Annotated in this window: 12 protein-coding genes; 4 read left to right on the top strand and 8 right to left on the bottom strand. The window is 45.9% G+C overall.

Annotation, left to right across the window (positions count from 1 at the left end; all coding sequences use genetic code 11):
• Position 1 precedes the first annotated feature (1 nt).
• The 5 genes from Q0785_RS03115 to Q0785_RS03095 all read right to left on the bottom strand — a co-directional run bounded on the left by Q0785_RS03115 (position 2) and on the right by Q0785_RS03095 (position 5,138).
• Positions 2-1,042 carry a TRAP transporter substrate-binding protein gene (locus Q0785_RS03115; RefSeq protein WP_298825305.1) on the bottom strand — a complete coding sequence of 347 codons (1,041 nt, stop codon included), beginning with the start codon at positions 1,040-1,042 and terminating at the stop codon, positions 2-4.
• 26 nt (positions 1,043-1,068) lie between these two features.
• The gene (locus Q0785_RS03110) at positions 1,069-2,340 is read right to left on the bottom strand and encodes a dihydrolipoamide acetyltransferase family protein (RefSeq protein ID WP_298825302.1); all 1,272 of its coding nucleotides are present in this window, start codon (positions 2,338-2,340) and stop codon (positions 1,069-1,071) included.
• 22 nt (positions 2,341-2,362) lie between these two features.
• Positions 2,363-3,343 carry an alpha-ketoacid dehydrogenase subunit beta gene (locus Q0785_RS03105; RefSeq protein WP_298825299.1) on the bottom strand — a complete coding sequence of 327 codons (981 nt, stop codon included), beginning with the start codon at positions 3,341-3,343 and terminating at the stop codon, positions 2,363-2,365.
• The gene (gene pdhA, locus Q0785_RS03100; protein ID WP_298825296.1) at positions 3,340-4,401 is read right to left on the bottom strand and encodes a pyruvate dehydrogenase (acetyl-transferring) E1 component subunit alpha; all 1,062 of its coding nucleotides are present in this window, start codon (positions 4,399-4,401) and stop codon (positions 3,340-3,342) included. The genes Q0785_RS03105 and pdhA overlap by 4 nt, the downstream gene beginning before the upstream one ends.
• A gap of 119 nt (positions 4,402-4,520) precedes the next feature.
• Positions 4,521-5,138: a TetR/AcrR family transcriptional regulator gene (locus Q0785_RS03095; RefSeq protein WP_298825293.1), complete on the bottom strand. Its 618-nt coding sequence runs from the start codon at positions 5,136-5,138 to the stop codon at positions 4,521-4,523.
• Between the two features lie 338 nt (positions 5,139-5,476).
• On the opposite strand from Q0785_RS03095, the gene Q0785_RS03090 reads away from it, so the two are divergent.
• The 4 genes from Q0785_RS03090 to pdxA all read left to right on the top strand — a co-directional run bounded on the left by Q0785_RS03090 (position 5,477) and on the right by pdxA (position 10,647).
• A complete protein-coding gene (locus tag Q0785_RS03090) occupies positions 5,477-7,186 on the top strand; it encodes a sigma-54-dependent transcriptional regulator (RefSeq protein ID WP_298825290.1) in 1,710 nt (569 codons plus the stop codon).
• 173 nt (positions 7,187-7,359) lie between these two features.
• Positions 7,360-8,352, top strand: coding sequence for a 2-keto-3-deoxygluconate permease (locus tag Q0785_RS03085; RefSeq protein WP_298825287.1), 993 nt, complete (start codon positions 7,360-7,362; stop codon positions 8,350-8,352).
• A 14-nt stretch (positions 8,353-8,366) separates the two neighbouring features.
• Entirely contained in the window at positions 8,367-9,662 is a 1,296-nt protein-coding gene (locus Q0785_RS03080; protein WP_298825284.1) for a four-carbon acid sugar kinase family protein, read from the top strand.
• Positions 9,649-10,647, top strand: coding sequence for a 4-hydroxythreonine-4-phosphate dehydrogenase PdxA (gene pdxA, locus Q0785_RS03075; RefSeq protein ID WP_298825281.1), 999 nt, complete (start codon positions 9,649-9,651; stop codon positions 10,645-10,647). Before Q0785_RS03080 ends, pdxA begins: the two co-directional genes overlap by 14 nt.
• A 171-nt stretch (positions 10,648-10,818) precedes the next feature.
• Here pdxA and Q0785_RS03070 read toward each other — a convergent pair whose 3' ends face one another.
• The 3 genes from Q0785_RS03070 to Q0785_RS03060 all read right to left on the bottom strand — a co-directional run bounded on the left by Q0785_RS03070 (position 10,819) and on the right by Q0785_RS03060 (position 13,840).
• Positions 10,819-11,679 (bottom strand): RCC1 domain-containing protein, encoded by an 861-nt coding sequence (locus Q0785_RS03070; RefSeq protein WP_298825278.1) that lies wholly within the window; start codon positions 11,677-11,679, stop codon positions 10,819-10,821.
• A 40-nt stretch (positions 11,680-11,719) separates the two neighbouring features.
• Positions 11,720-12,301, bottom strand: a complete 582-nt coding sequence (locus Q0785_RS03065; protein ID WP_298825275.1) for a hypothetical protein — start codon at positions 12,299-12,301, stop codon at positions 11,720-11,722.
• 186 nt (positions 12,302-12,487) lie between these two features.
• On the bottom strand, positions 12,488-13,840 hold the full coding sequence (locus Q0785_RS03060; protein WP_298825273.1) for a cytosine permease: 1,353 nt from the start codon (positions 13,838-13,840) through the stop codon (positions 12,488-12,490).
• Between the last annotated feature and the right edge of the window lie 33 nt (positions 13,841-13,873).

Genomic DNA, 13,873 nt, shown 5'->3' with positions numbered 1-13,873 from the left:
CTTATTCTTCGTATCCAGCTTCCTGCAAGACCAGATTCGTCAAATCTTCTCCTGCTTCTGCCCGAATCTGATCAACAAATTTTACTGATGTTTCTTTAAAAGCTGCCCGCTCTTCTTCCGTTGGATAAAATGTTTCCACCCCTGCTTCTTCCATGGCAGTGATTGAAGTTTCGTTGAATTCTCTGATCGCTTGACGTTCAACTTCGCTTGCTTCTTTCGCCGTTTCTTCCAATACCTCTTTTTGAGCATCGGATAATCCTGACCACACGCTTTCACTGATAAAGAAACCAAGTGGAGAATATTGATGGTTGGAGACAGTTAAATAATCCTGATGTTCAAAAAATTTGGCAGCATACGATAGAATCGGCCCGTTGTCCTGTCCATCAACCACTCCTTGCTGCAAGGCTGAGTAGATATCCGGGAAAGGCATCGGCGTTGCCATTGCGCCTAATTCGGAGTACCAATCAGCAAGCACTTTACTTTCAGGCACACGCATCTTAAGCGCCGCTATATCTTCCGGCTTTTCCACGGCCTGTTTATTATTCGTAATGATTCGGAAGTCATTATGTCCCCACGCTAAATTACGAATGCCTTTTTCAAGCATTAAAGCAGATAACTCTTCCCCTGCCTCGCTGTCCATTAATGCTTCCGCTTCATCAAATGAAGAAACTAAAAATGGAATATCAATTACAGCCATTTTAGGTTCAAAAACGGAGAAGACAGAAGAACTGATCAATCCGACATCAAGAGAGCCATTTTGGACCGCTTCGAGCATTTCACGCTCTCCACCCAATTGACCATCCGGAAATACAGTCATTTGAATTTGGCCGTCTGTCTGTTCATCAAGCGCGTCCGCCCATGCCTGTGCTCCCTGATAATGAGGGCTCCAATCTCCAACAACAACGCCCACTCTTAGCTCAAGCGGATCGATCGTATCTCCTGACCCTTCTGAATCTCCTGTAGCACCACCAGTCTCTTCACTGCCGCATGCGGTTAGCAAGACCACCCCAAACATCAGCATCAATAAAAGAATTCTTTTCATCCCATTCACTCCCTTTTCTTTAGAATCTATTTCGCTTCCAAAATCAGTAGTTCCGGTTTTTCCAGTAATTCTTTGACACTGTGCATGAACCTTCCAGAAGGCTCACCGTCAATGATGCGATGATCGAAAGTTAATGACATACCCATCATATGGCCGATTTGAATTTCATCATCGACAACTATCGCCTGCTTCTTGATCTTATGAATTCCCATAATAGCGACTTCAGGATAATTAATGATCGGTGTTGCATACCACCCTCCCTGGCTGCCTGTATTCGAAATTGTAAACGTGCTGCCAGCCAGTTCTGTCGCCTTAAGTTTTCGATCCCGCGCTTTTTGGGTCAACCCTTCGATTTCCCTCGCTATTTCCAATATGGATTTTTTATCGGCATGCTTGATCACGGGCACAAGAAGTCCATTTTCAGTAGCGGTTGCCACTCCGATATGGATATCCTGATGATAACAAATCGCCATGTTCTCTTCGTCGACAGAAGCGTTAAAAATTGGGTAGCGCTTTAATGTATGGGTTACCGCCTTAATAATAAAAGGCAAATACGTCAATTTTGTTTGGTACTGTTCAGCATTTGGAATCAGGGTTTTACGCATCTGCACAAGAGAACTGACATCGATTTCATCCATTCCTGTACACATCACAGCGTTTTGCTGGGCTTTCGTCATTTTTTCAAAAATCATTTTCCGTGTGCCGGTTATTTTTTCTACTTGGTCTTCACCTGAAGAAAAAATTTCTTTTTGGTCCGCTGCTTTTGCGGCTGCTTCCTGTTCATCTTTTCTTTCCTGTTTTTCCTGCTCCTTTCCGCTATCGAGATATTGCTGTAGATCTTTTGCCAGGATCTTGCCACCTTTGCCTGTAGGAGAAACCTCCCTTAAATCAACTCCAGCATCTCTGGCAGCCTTTCTTACGGAAGGGGCCGCCAGTATCCGTTCAGTCTTGTTCTTTTTGAGAGGCCCTTCTCCAGCTGCTGCGGATACTTCAATTTCTTCCGGGGGAGTAGGCAGTTCTACTTCCTCAGCACTAGCTCCTTGGGCTCTTTCATCTGAAATCCCAGCGAATCTAACGAGCACCTCGCCAACTTTTATGGCGGTGCCTTCTTCACCGCCCAGCTTTTCAATTTCTCCAGAAACCGGCGCCGATATTTCAACTACAGCCTTATCGGTCTGAACCTCTACAATGCTGTCATTTTCTTTTACACGATCGCCTTCTTTGACCAACCACTTCACAATCTCTGCTTCATGCAATCCTTCTCCGATATCAGGAAGTTTAAAGTCGTATGTAGACATGCAAGTCCTCCTTTCTTAGATATTATTCGTCCAATACAGCTGTAATCGCTTCATTGATGCGCTTTTCGTTTGGCAGCCACTCTTCTTCCACCATCGCAGTCGGATAGGGCGTATCAAATCCGGTGACCCTCAAAATCGGGGCAGACAAGCTGTATAATGCTTTTTCGCTTATAAGAGCAGCTATCTCCGCTCCCACTCCACCTGTTTTCACAGCTTCGTGGACAATGATGACATGCTCTGTCTTTTCTACTGAAGCTATGATCGTCTCCATATCCAAAGGTGCTACCGTCCGAAGATCGATGACTTCTATCGAAACTCCTTTTTCTTTCCACCATGCTTCAGCTACCGCTTTCACTGTATGAACGGGTGGCCCCCAAGTAATGATGGTAAGATCTTCACCTTCGCGCAGCCGATTGGCTTTTCCAATTTCAATTTCATAATCTTCCTCTGGTACTTCTTCTTGAAAAGCCCGGTATAACTTCATAGGCTCAAGAAACAGGACTGGATCCGGGTCCCGCATCGCTGCTATCAACAAACCTTTTGCGTCATAAGGACTGCTCGGCATGACGACTTTCAAGCCAGGGGAATGGGCAAATGCGCTTTCAAGGGAATCGGAATGCAACTCGGGTGCCCGAATTCCTCCTCCGTACGGTGCACGAACAACCATAGGGGCTGTTTGGGTTCCGCCTGACCGGAAGCGGAGCCGTGCAGCTTGTGCCGCCATCTGATCCATCGCTTCATAAATAAAGCCCATGAACTGGATTTCGGCCACTGGCCTTAACCCTCGTGCAGCCATCCCAACGGCGGCTCCAATGATAGCCGATTCCGCAATAGGTGTATCCACTACCCGCTTCTCGCCAAATTGTTCAAACAATTGGTCTGTAGCACGAAAAACACCGCCATTTTTACCGATGTCTTCTCCCAGCAGAATGACGCGATCATCTTTTTCCATTTCGCTTTTAAGCGCTTGGTTGATTGCTTGGACAATATTCATCATCGTCATGGACGGTTTCCTCCTTCCGCCTGCAGTTGTTGTTCTTCCAGTTGTCTTGTTTTTTCTTGGTAGATATTTTCAAATACGTCTTTCAGCTGGCTTGGTTCGGTGGATTGTGCTTTTTCAAATGCTTGAGTTACCGAGCTGTCCATCTCGTCAAACAGCTTTTTGTCTTTTTCCTCATTCCAGATGCCGGATTGGATTAAATGCTTTTTCATTCTTACCAACGGATCTTTTTTACTCCATTGGGTTTCTTCGTCCGTTAATCGATATTTTGTCGGATCATCTGCAGTCGTATGCGGGCCTTGTCTGAACGTAACGGCTTCGATCAATACCGGTTTGCCTGCTTTTGCTTTTTCGATTGCTTTCTTCATCGTCGTGTACATGGCAACCACATCGTTTCCATCTACTTTCACACCAGAAATCCCATATGCTAAAGCTTTTTGGGCAATAGTTTTACTGGCAGTCTGCTTTTCAAACGGTACACTGATAGCCCATTGATTGTTTTGGACAATGAATACAATCGGCAATTTATAGACTCCGGCAAAATTGAGCGCTTCATGAAAATCTCCTTCCGAAGTACCGCCATCTCCAATGTAGGCAACACTTACACTGTCTTCACCTTTATATTGACTCGCCCACGCTCCCCCCACTGCATGCAGGTATTGGGCGCCAATAATAATTTGAACCGGAAAAACATTCGCCTCTTTTTGTGCTAAGCCTTCTAAATGGCCCATGGTATACAAAAACAATTTCTCCATGGGCATTCCTTTCATCAAAGAAACCCCGATTTCCCTGTAGCTTGGATAAATCCAGTCTTTCTCCCCCGTCGCGAAAGCGCTTCCAATTTGCGCCGCTTCTTGCCCTTGTAAAGGAGCATAAGTTCCGATCCTTCCTTGCCGCTGTAGTTTCATGGCCCGAACGTCAAAAACTCTAGCCTTCACCATCCCGGTATACATCTCAATCAGCTTTTCTTTTTCTATCGAACTATCTGTATGTAGAGCTTTTCCATCTTCATCGATGTATTTGATCATTTCTATTTCCAGCTGCTCCTGTTCAATCCACATACACTAACCCCCTTTTTCTGAAATTACTATATTTTCTGTTAATTTATTATATAAAGATATTGACACGATGTCAACTTCTTCCGAAAGAAAAAATCCACTGATTGAAGAGGACTCTTGATTTATTTATATAACCCATAATTATAGATTTCTGCAATATTGCGGGCGATTTCTTTATGATCCTGAGTTGTTTTCCCCAATGCAATTTTCCATAGGAATTTTTCACCTGGATAATAAAGTGAACCTGCTACGATACGGGAATCGTAGTTCGGATTCCGGCTGTCGCCTCTTGCTTTAACCAGTTCGACATTCTTGGATATCCGCTCGATAAAACGCTCAGTGATTTCTTCCCATCTGTTTAATATTATTTCGGAGTGTCCGAAAGCTTCATAGAAAAGAGCTAACCACTCTTTATGGGTAATGGCTAATTCAAGAAAATCGGTAATGTTCTTTGTGGTGAATTGGAGAGCTTCTTCTTTAGTATTTGGTGTATATTCCCCGGAAGCTACTTGATAAAAATCTTCCATGATGTCTTCCATAATATTCATTAGCACTTCATCTTTTCCATTCTTAAAATGCGAATAGACAGTGCCGTAGCCCACTCCTGCTTTTTCAGCAATTAATGTAATAGTGGTGTCTCTATAACTTTTTTCTAAAAACACTTCTCTTGAGGCACCCAGAATCTTTTTACGTGTTCGTTCTGCGCGTATTTCATATCCATTTTTCTTCTCGACAGCCATCTTCAGCCCCCACTTTCTTGAACAGATTCATCCAGGATTTTAAAACAGTTTATCATATAAAAGGATAGAGTCCATAGCTTATTCAAATAGGCAAGCGGGTTCAATTGCAGATACAACTCACCAATTTTCTTAGGAGCTTTAGACTTTTCTATGTTCCGCAAAAAAGATTCGACTAGGAAACGCGTCCAATCTTTTTAATTCAATAGTTTACAAAGATCGAGAGACAGAAGACAGGACTTCCTGCTCCTCTGTCTCTTCCAGCATTCCTAATTTCATTGTCCCCTCCCGTAAAATTGATATAATGGCAAAAGAGAGTTTGAAATGAGGAGGCTGCCGGAATGAGGAAGATTCACATCGGGGTGATTTCACCATATGAGGCGATGTTGCCGCTTATCGATGAATTAAAAGAAGAGCAGTCTGATTTACTGATTGTTGCGGAAGTTGGCGATTTGGAACGAGGCGTAGAGCTGGCGCGCAGGATGGAACAGAATGGAGCCGATATTCTGATCAGCCGCGGCGGAACTTCCAAGATGATCAGAGAAGCCGTATCGTTGCCGGTTGTCGATATCCATATATCCGGTTATGACCTGCTGCGCTCAATCATGTTGGCGACTGGTCATTCGGACGAGAAGAAAGCATTGGTCGGTTTTCCGAATATCACTTTGGGTGCCGCTTCCATTATCAGTCTGCTGGAAATTGACATGAAAGTCGTAACGATTCCTGGTGCATCTGAAGTGGAATCGATTTTACTCGAATTGAAGAACGAGGGATATTCCACAGTCCTGGGGGACGTTGTCACAAGCAACTCTGCAGCACAGCTCGGGATGAACGGCCTGCTGATCCAGTCCGGACAGGAGTCCATATTGGAGTCTTTAGAGGAGGCACACCAATCGTTCAAATCCCAGCAAAAGAGCCAGCAAGTTCTCCGGGTTCTGCGGGAATTGCTGAATGACTCAAAACAGGATTTGCTTCTGTTAACTGACGATGGACAGATCCTATTTGAGAATTGGACTGCCTTTAAGAAGCTGCCTGTTGCGGAAGAAGAACTGACAACCCTAAAACAGCAGGTACTCGAAACAAACGAACAGACCATTAAGATCATCGAAGACGCGAAAATTCCGTTCCGGATCAACGCAAAAATCATAGAGGACAGAGATGGCAAGATTGTTTCATTCAATTTCAAGCGCCTTTCAAAGGCATCGGCCAAATCAACTGTTGTGAGGATTGAACACCTCATTCAGCTGCCTTCTCTTGTGGCAGCAAGCGCGGAAATGACAGGGATTAAGAATTTGATCGAAAAACCCGCCGTTGCCGGTGACACGCTTGTGTTAATCGGGCAACCTGGGACAGGCAAAACTTCGGTGGCGCGCTATCTGCATACCTTCCACCAAAAGAACGGGTTGTTTGTCCACGTGAAAATGGATGCTTCCCCTCTGTCTTTGGAAGACATTGAATTTTTACCGAACTCCACTTTGCTGCTGGAGTTCAGCAAATCACCGAACTTAACTCATACCCATAAAATCCAGGACTTGATGGAGCGTCTTGGAAAAAATGCAGTGCAGCTTATTTATTCGCTGCCGGCTTTGCCGAGTTCCTTTGAGGAAGAACTGGAGTTGCAGGAGGCACTTAAAATTCAGCTGCCTCCTTTGGTTAACCGGCAGGAAGATATCGAATACCTGGTGCGCCAATTCCTGACTGAGTTTCACCAGACGCTTGGTACACGTCCGATCAAAGTCCGGGATGATGCGATGCAGGAGTTGAAGAGTTATAATTGGCCCGGAAATCTTAACGAATTGAAAGCGTATGTTAAGAAACTTGCGATTTTGGAAAAAGACTACGTGATTGAAAAAGAGACCTTGGATCAAGTGCCGTTTACAGCTGAATTCCAACAAGGAAATCCGTTGTCTCTGGACAAAAATGATACATTAAAAGAAATTGAGAAAAAGATTATCGAACAGGTGCTGAGGGAAGAAGATTTCAATCAAACAAAAGCAGCAAACCGATTAGGTATCAATAGAGCTACTCTTTGGCGCAAACTCAAAAACTGAGTTTGCGTTTTTATTTAGCTAAAATCGTTGCATTTTTAAACTACTTTTCATTTTTCAGATAAAAATGATCGTATAAGTGTTGCATTTTATTCGATAAGTTTTATAGTGGGTAATGAAAGCGTTTACCGATGTCAGATTCTTGCAACTATAAAAAATAGAAAAGAGGGTTCAAAATGAAAATTAAAGCTACATTAGATCGTATTCCTGGAGGCATGATGGTTGTTCCGTTGTTATTGGCAGCTGTCATCAACACGGTGGCACCAGACTTATTGCGGATTGGCGGATTTACAGAAGCACTTTTCGTAGACAGTGCCAGTGCATTGATCGCTTTGTTCCTCCTCTGTACCGGAGCTCAGATTAACGTTCGAAATGTCGGTGTGTCTATTGCCAAAGGTGCTACTTTACTGACGACCAAATGGATTGTCGGTGCTTTGTTCGGCTTGATTGCTTATATGTTTGCTGGTGAAAACGGATTGTGGCTGGGGCTTGCACCGATTGCCATTATCGCTGCAATGACGAACAGCAACGGCGGACTTTTTGTCGCACTTGTTGGACAGTACGGCAATAAAGAAGACCGCGCTGCCTATTCATTATTGGCATTGAATGACGGACCCTTTTTAACGATGGTGGCACTGGCAATTTTCGGAGCCATGGGCTTCGTTGATGGCCTCTTCTCTCCTATTTCGTTTATCGCTGTCTTGTTGCCGATTGTCATCGGGATGATTCTCGGGAATTTGGATGAAGATATGCGTTCATTCCTGGATAACGGCAGTTCGATGCTGATTCCATTCTTCGCCTTTGCACTTGGGATGGGGATTGACTTCAATGCCATCATCCAAGGTGGACTTGGCGGGATCATACTTGGCCTCATGACCGTATTTATCACAGGTACTGCTGGATACTTCGTCTTTAAAGCATTGAAATGGAACCCGATTGTCGGAGCTGCCGAAGGTTCAACGGCCGGTAATGCCGTCGCTACACCAGCTGCCATCGCAGCTGCCAGTGCCAGCTTTGCTTCCGTAGTTGATATTGCCACGGTGCAGGTGGCTGCTTCCACTGTGACAACGGCGATTTTGTTGCCATTGTATATCGGCTTCCTAGTGAAGCGTCTTGAACGTAAAGGATTTATATTCGAAAATGGAGAAATGCTGAAAAAACAAGCTTAGAGGAGTGACAGATAGTGGGAACTCGAATTGGCATCATTGCCGATGATTTTACAGGAGCAAATGATTCCGGAGTCAGGCTGGCTCAAAAAGGCTTGAAATCCCGAGTGATTTTAACTGATTCATATAAACAGACCGACCAGGACGACACAGCTATTGATGTTTGGATCGTCGATACCAACAGCCGTTCCATGAATGGCGAAGATGCTTACCGGGCCGTTTTCAAGGAAATTGAAGCCCTGAAAAAAAGAGGCGTCGATGCCTTCTATAAAAAAATCGACTCCACTTTGCGCGGCAGTGTTGCCGCCGAATTGAAAGCGATGCAGGATGCAACGGCTTTGGACGCTATTCTTGTGGCACCTGCCTTTCCAAGCATGGGCCGAACCGTTGAAGGCGGAAAACTTTACATCAACGGGCTGCCTGTTACGGAAACGGAATTTTCACGTGATCCCAAGACACCGGTTTTGCACGATTTCCTCCCGGATTTATTGGCAATGGAAGGCGTTAAGATTACGGTTCTGGACCGCACTATTCTATACGGCGAGACTCCCGAAAAATGGGTTGCGGAACAAATCCAGGCCGGCGTCAACTGGATCGTCTGTGATGTCACGGAAGAAGCCGATTTTCCATTGCTTGCCGCTCTTGAAGCAAAATTGGACTTCAGCATCGGCTGGGCTGGATCTGCTGGCATGATCAATCATTTGTACGCGCCGAAGCAAAACACAGACCCGAAAAGATCTTTTGATGGCCCCATTGGGAAAGTCCTGATTGTCTCCGGCAGTTTGTCTGGAAAAACACAGGATCAATTAGCTGCTTTGGAGAAGCGCTCCGCAACCCGCATGATTGAAATCGATCCACTGGAGTTATTGACTGCCCCGGCACGCGTCTTGAGCAAAGTCGAAGAACTCGAACAGCCCGCAGACTGGGACAGCGTAGCCCTTTATGTGGGCGGTTCACAGGAAAATCGTGATAAAGTGAGTGAATGGGCCGCTGCCAATGAGTTGACGGCTCATCAGACCAGCAAAGGCATATCGGAAGGATTGGGGCATCTTGTAGAGAAGGCTCTCGCAGTCTCAGACTTCGATGCCATTATCATGACCGGCGGAGATACAGCTAAAGATATTTGCGCTGTGCTCGGCATCCACGACATGGAACTGTTATTTGAAGTCGAGGCTGGCCTCCCGCTCGGTATCGCCAAATGGAATAAAAAAGATATTGTCGTCATAACAAAAGCTGGCGGATTTGGAACACCCGAATCCATCAGCCATTCAGTAGATTATTTGAAGGGAGCAGGATTACATGCAAACGACTAGACCAATTATCGGAATCACTATGGGTGACGCAGCTGGAGTTGGACCGGAAATCATCTTAAAAAGCTTTGAACATGACGTGGTTCATGAAACCAGCCGCTCGTTTGTCATTGGAGATGCTTCGATTTTAGAACGCGCCAAGAAATTTACAAACAGCACAAAAACGATCCACCGCATTGAAAACCCTTCCCAGGCAAAGTTTGAGAAAGACACGATTGATTGTCTGGATTTGGGCTTGCTGACGGCGGACCTGCCGATCGGCGAAGTGTCGCCGGAAGCCGGAAACGCAGCCTTTCAATATTTAGCGAAAGCCATCGAATTAGCGAACGAAGGCGAAATCGATGCCATCTGCACCGCTCCTTTGAACAAAGAAGCCCTGCAAAAAGGCGGCCACATGTACCCGGGCCACACAGAAATCCTGGCAGAACTGACAGGCACCAAGGATTATTCCATGATGCTGTCAGCGCCGAACCTGAAAGTCATTCATGTAACGACGCATGTAGGGATCATCGATGCCATCAACATGATTACGCCGGAACGTGTTTTGCACGTCATCCAGCTGGCCCACAATACGCTGACAAAAGCAGGCATTCAAAATCCAAAGATTGCTGTTTGCGGAATCAATCCGCATGCCGGCGAAAACGGCTTGTTCGGATATGGCGAAGAAGAGGAGAAAGTGATACCTGCTATTGAAAAAGCCGTGGCAGAAGGAATCAATGTGCAAGGGCCACTCCCTGCCGATACCTTGTTCTTCAGAACTGTACGAGGAGATTTTGATATTGTTGTTGCGATGTACCATGACCAGGGCCACGCGCCTGTCAAAGTGCTCGGTCTTGAAGCAGGCGTCAACATTACCGTCGGTTTGCCGATCATCCGCACGAGCGTAGACCACGGAACGGCTTTCGACATTGCCGGCACAGGTATTGCGGATGAAAACAGTTTAATCGAAGCCTTGCGGCAAGCGGTGGAACTGGCACCTAAAAGATAAGTGTGATGAGTTTTCGATTAAAGAGCTAATTCCCATCCAAGTAATTTCAAGAAGATTTCTACCAAAAGAGTCAGGACCGGTTTATACGGTCCTGACTCTTTTGGTTTTGGTTTTTATTATGAGGCTAACAGGTTCATCTTATTCGCCGTATCTCAACAATCTGCATTTTTTTCATTTGTTAGAGGGCTTAATACACTTCCACCTATTCACATTACACTGCCCTTCCTCGTTTCGACCTGTTGCTGACATGGTTCCATCTGCTTTCAATCCAATTGTATGAGCACAGCCTGCCGCTATAGCTAGTATATTGGACCAGCCGCTCACTTCGCATTGCCCTTCCGTATTACGACCAGTGGCCACTACACTTCCATCCCTTTTAAGCCCGATGGTATGGTTGCTGCCAGCTGCTATCGCGACAATGTCACGCCAATTTTCTATATCGCATTGGCCATTTTCATTTAACCCAGTAGCCACTACAGTTCCGTTGGATTGAAGTCCAACACTGTGAAGATACCCCGCTCCTGTTTCTACGATGTCACGCCAGTCGTTCACTTTGCATTGCCCATAACGGTTGTTTCCAGTAGCCATCACCTTACCATCTCTTTGGAGACCCAGGGTATGCCAGTCGCCTGCTGAAACCGAGGTGATATCACGCCAATCGCCAACATTGCACTGCCCTTCATTATTCCTGCCCACCGCCACTACCGTTCCGTCTGAGTGGAGTCCGACCGTCCGGCGCCATCCCGCAGCTATCGCCATAATATCTCGCCAGTCGTTTACCTCGCATTGATTGTACTTATTCCAACCAATCGCGACTGCCTTTCCATCTCTTTGAAGTCCGACCGTATGAGAATTTCCTGTATGAGCGCTTCCTGCTGCTATCGATGTGATACCTCTCCACTCGCTGACATTGCATTGGCCATATTTGTTCTCTCCTACTGCTAGAACCTTGCCATTTGATTGGAGACCCACAGAATGGTGATACCCGGCTGCCAGGTTTTTTTTCGGCCAACGTTTTATCTCTAAAGCCATATTGGACCTCCTTAAAAAAGCTTGCTTAGGAAAGGAATTTTTACGGCTGACTCTCAATCAGCTTAATCAATCTTTTAACTTCTTCATCTTCCCCAACCTCAATCTCCACCAACTCCGTGCCTTCAATAATCTCATTATAAAAATCCTCGCCTGCCGGATACTCCCCGTCCCAGCGCAGCGGTACATTGTACAAATTGATCGTGCCGTCGCCGTTGCTGCTGTAGGTCACGGATCCGTCCACTACGCGCGATCCGGCCAATTGGATGACAGGTTCCGTATAAGCGGCGCTTGTGTCATCGTCCGGATTGAGCGGCGTACCTTCAGGGATTTGCTCGACGTACAAGCCATCTATCTCCTGGTTTGGCCCGAGCTGCCGCCATACTCTGGCGTACTCGATCTGCTCGCTGGAATAAGCCGATAAGGCATCTTCGCCTGATCCGGAAGCAGCTTCATCTGTAATCGCTTCATCTTCTGCGCCTTCTTCCCCTCCCTCTTCTAATGGCATCTCCTCCGGTTCGCCCCGCGCTTTTGAAGCATCCATGATCGGCGCATCTTCTTCACCACAGCCAGCCAGCAGCAATAAAGCAGAACTCACATAAAAGAGCTTCCCTACTTTCTTCATCTGTCCCACCTCTCCTTTCTTTTAGTCCGAATAGATAAGTTAGCACTCTATTCGATAATTGGGGTTGGTTTTCCTGCCTGAAAATCTGTGGATCATCAAATAAATAAACAATCGATTAGACTATCTGTTTCCACATAAAAATCCCTATCCGACAGTTGAATAGCTGCCGGATAGGGATCCATATTTTCACACTGTCTTCGTATCTTCTTGCAGTCTAGCTTCTGTGTGTTCTTCAACCGGTGCTGTAAAATGATCCGGTTTGATGACAGCCTTGGCTTTCATGACTGCGAAGTAAACGATTCCGGACACAATCAAAGATTGTACTGCTGGGATTCCAAAGGTGTTGACGTATTGAGTGAAATAGCCGACCAACACACCGACGACAAGAGCGATGGTAGCCATCCAGTTCCATCCTTTGTTGTCAGCCCATTGCTGCTTGCGGATAAAGAAGAAGTCAGCCATCATGACACCTGCAATTGCTGGATAGATTAAGGCGGTCATGTACAGGAAGTCCATGAAGTAATCCAGAATTCCAGCAAGCGCAATGACGATGGCGATTAATGTTCCGATCAAGGTCAAGATGGCACGACCTTTATTCGAATTGACGTTGAAGATATTGGCCATAGCCAATCCCATACTGTAGTTATTGACGAGCTGGCTAGTCCAAGTTGCAAACCAGAGAATCAGGAATCCCCATACCGGAAATCCAAGGTTCATCATAACATTTACGATGTCTGCATCGCCGACGCCGACTGACATGATTGCCCCTACATAAAACAAGGGGAATCCGACAGCAATGATGCCCAGCGGAATAAGAACATTGTCTTTTACTTTCGGTTTTGCATAGCGAGTGTAATCAGATGCAATCACCCACTGGGAGACATTGATACCGATAACCAAGCTTAAGGCAGCCAGAAACGTCATGGAAGGTTCAGGTCTCCATGCCATAATCGTGCTCCAACCTGTATTTTGAAGTGCGTAGAAAATACCGCCTATAATCAGAAGTAATCCTGCAGGCACAGCAATATAGTCAGTCCATTTCATTGAACCATACCCAATGATCGACGGGATAGCGAACAGTAAACCAACAACGATAGTAACGAGAGCCCATGGAACAAATTCATTCTCGTAATCGATGCCAAGCATCGCTGATATCGCATTTCCTGCAACGGCTGTCTGCAAAGCCCACCAACCGAGTGACACGATGAAAATCGTTAAACCGACGATAAAGCGGGCTTGTGCCGCTCCAAAGCTCGAGCGGGCAATTACGGAAGATGACCGGCCTGTTTTGGCACCGATATAACCGGCGATGGCATTGCCGATCCACTGAACGATAAACAAGGAAACCAAAAGAATCCAGAAAATTTCCGACATGCCGAAAGCTCCCGCAAGTGTTGCACCAACCATTAAAACAGGAATCGTGAATTCAAGTCCTCCGAAAATCATGGCTGGTGTCAGCCAGTGCTGCCGTTTATTTGCTGGAATCGCCGCTAAAGCCTCATCCTGCCCTACTGCATTCTTAATCCCTTTATCCTCCATTACTCATTCCCCCTTTTAGATATGAAGCTTTCT

Source organism: uncultured Planococcus sp. (assembly GCF_947501725.1).
Classification (GTDB): Bacteria; Bacillota; Bacilli; order Bacillales_A; family Planococcaceae; genus Planococcus; species Planococcus donghaensis_C.
This window is presented reverse-complemented; position numbering and strand designations above follow the sequence as displayed.

Bases quoted from the DNA above. Each gene is read 5' to 3' on its own strand.
- Q0785_RS03060 (WP_298825273.1), bottom strand. From the start codon at position 13,840: ATGGAGGATAAAGGGATTAAGAATGCAGTAGGGCAGGATGAGGCTTTA.
- pdhA (WP_298825296.1), bottom strand. From the start codon at position 4,401: ATGTGGATTGAACAGGAGCAGCTGGAAATAGAAATGATCAAATACATC.
- Q0785_RS03115 (WP_298825305.1), bottom strand. From the start codon at position 1,042: ATGAAAAGAATTCTTTTATTGATGCTGATGTTTGGGGTGGTCTTGCTA.
- Q0785_RS03085 (WP_298825287.1), top strand. From the start codon at position 7,360: ATGAAAATTAAAGCTACATTAGATCGTATTCCTGGAGGCATGATGGTT.
- Q0785_RS03090 (WP_298825290.1), top strand. From the start codon at position 5,477: ATGAGGAAGATTCACATCGGGGTGATTTCACCATATGAGGCGATGTTG.
- Q0785_RS03065 (WP_298825275.1), bottom strand. From the start codon at position 12,301: ATGAAGAAAGTAGGGAAGCTCTTTTATGTGAGTTCTGCTTTATTGCTG.
- pdxA (WP_298825281.1), top strand. From the start codon at position 9,649: ATGCAAACGACTAGACCAATTATCGGAATCACTATGGGTGACGCAGCT.
- Q0785_RS03095 (WP_298825293.1), bottom strand. From the start codon at position 5,138: ATGGCTGTCGAGAAGAAAAATGGATATGAAATACGCGCAGAACGAACA.
- Q0785_RS03105 (WP_298825299.1), bottom strand. From the start codon at position 3,343: ATGACGATGATGAATATTGTCCAAGCAATCAACCAAGCGCTTAAAAGC.
- Q0785_RS03110 (WP_298825302.1), bottom strand. From the start codon at position 2,340: ATGTCTACATACGACTTTAAACTTCCTGATATCGGAGAAGGATTGCAT.
- Q0785_RS03070 (WP_298825278.1), bottom strand. From the start codon at position 11,679: ATGGCTTTAGAGATAAAACGTTGGCCGAAAAAAAACCTGGCAGCCGGG.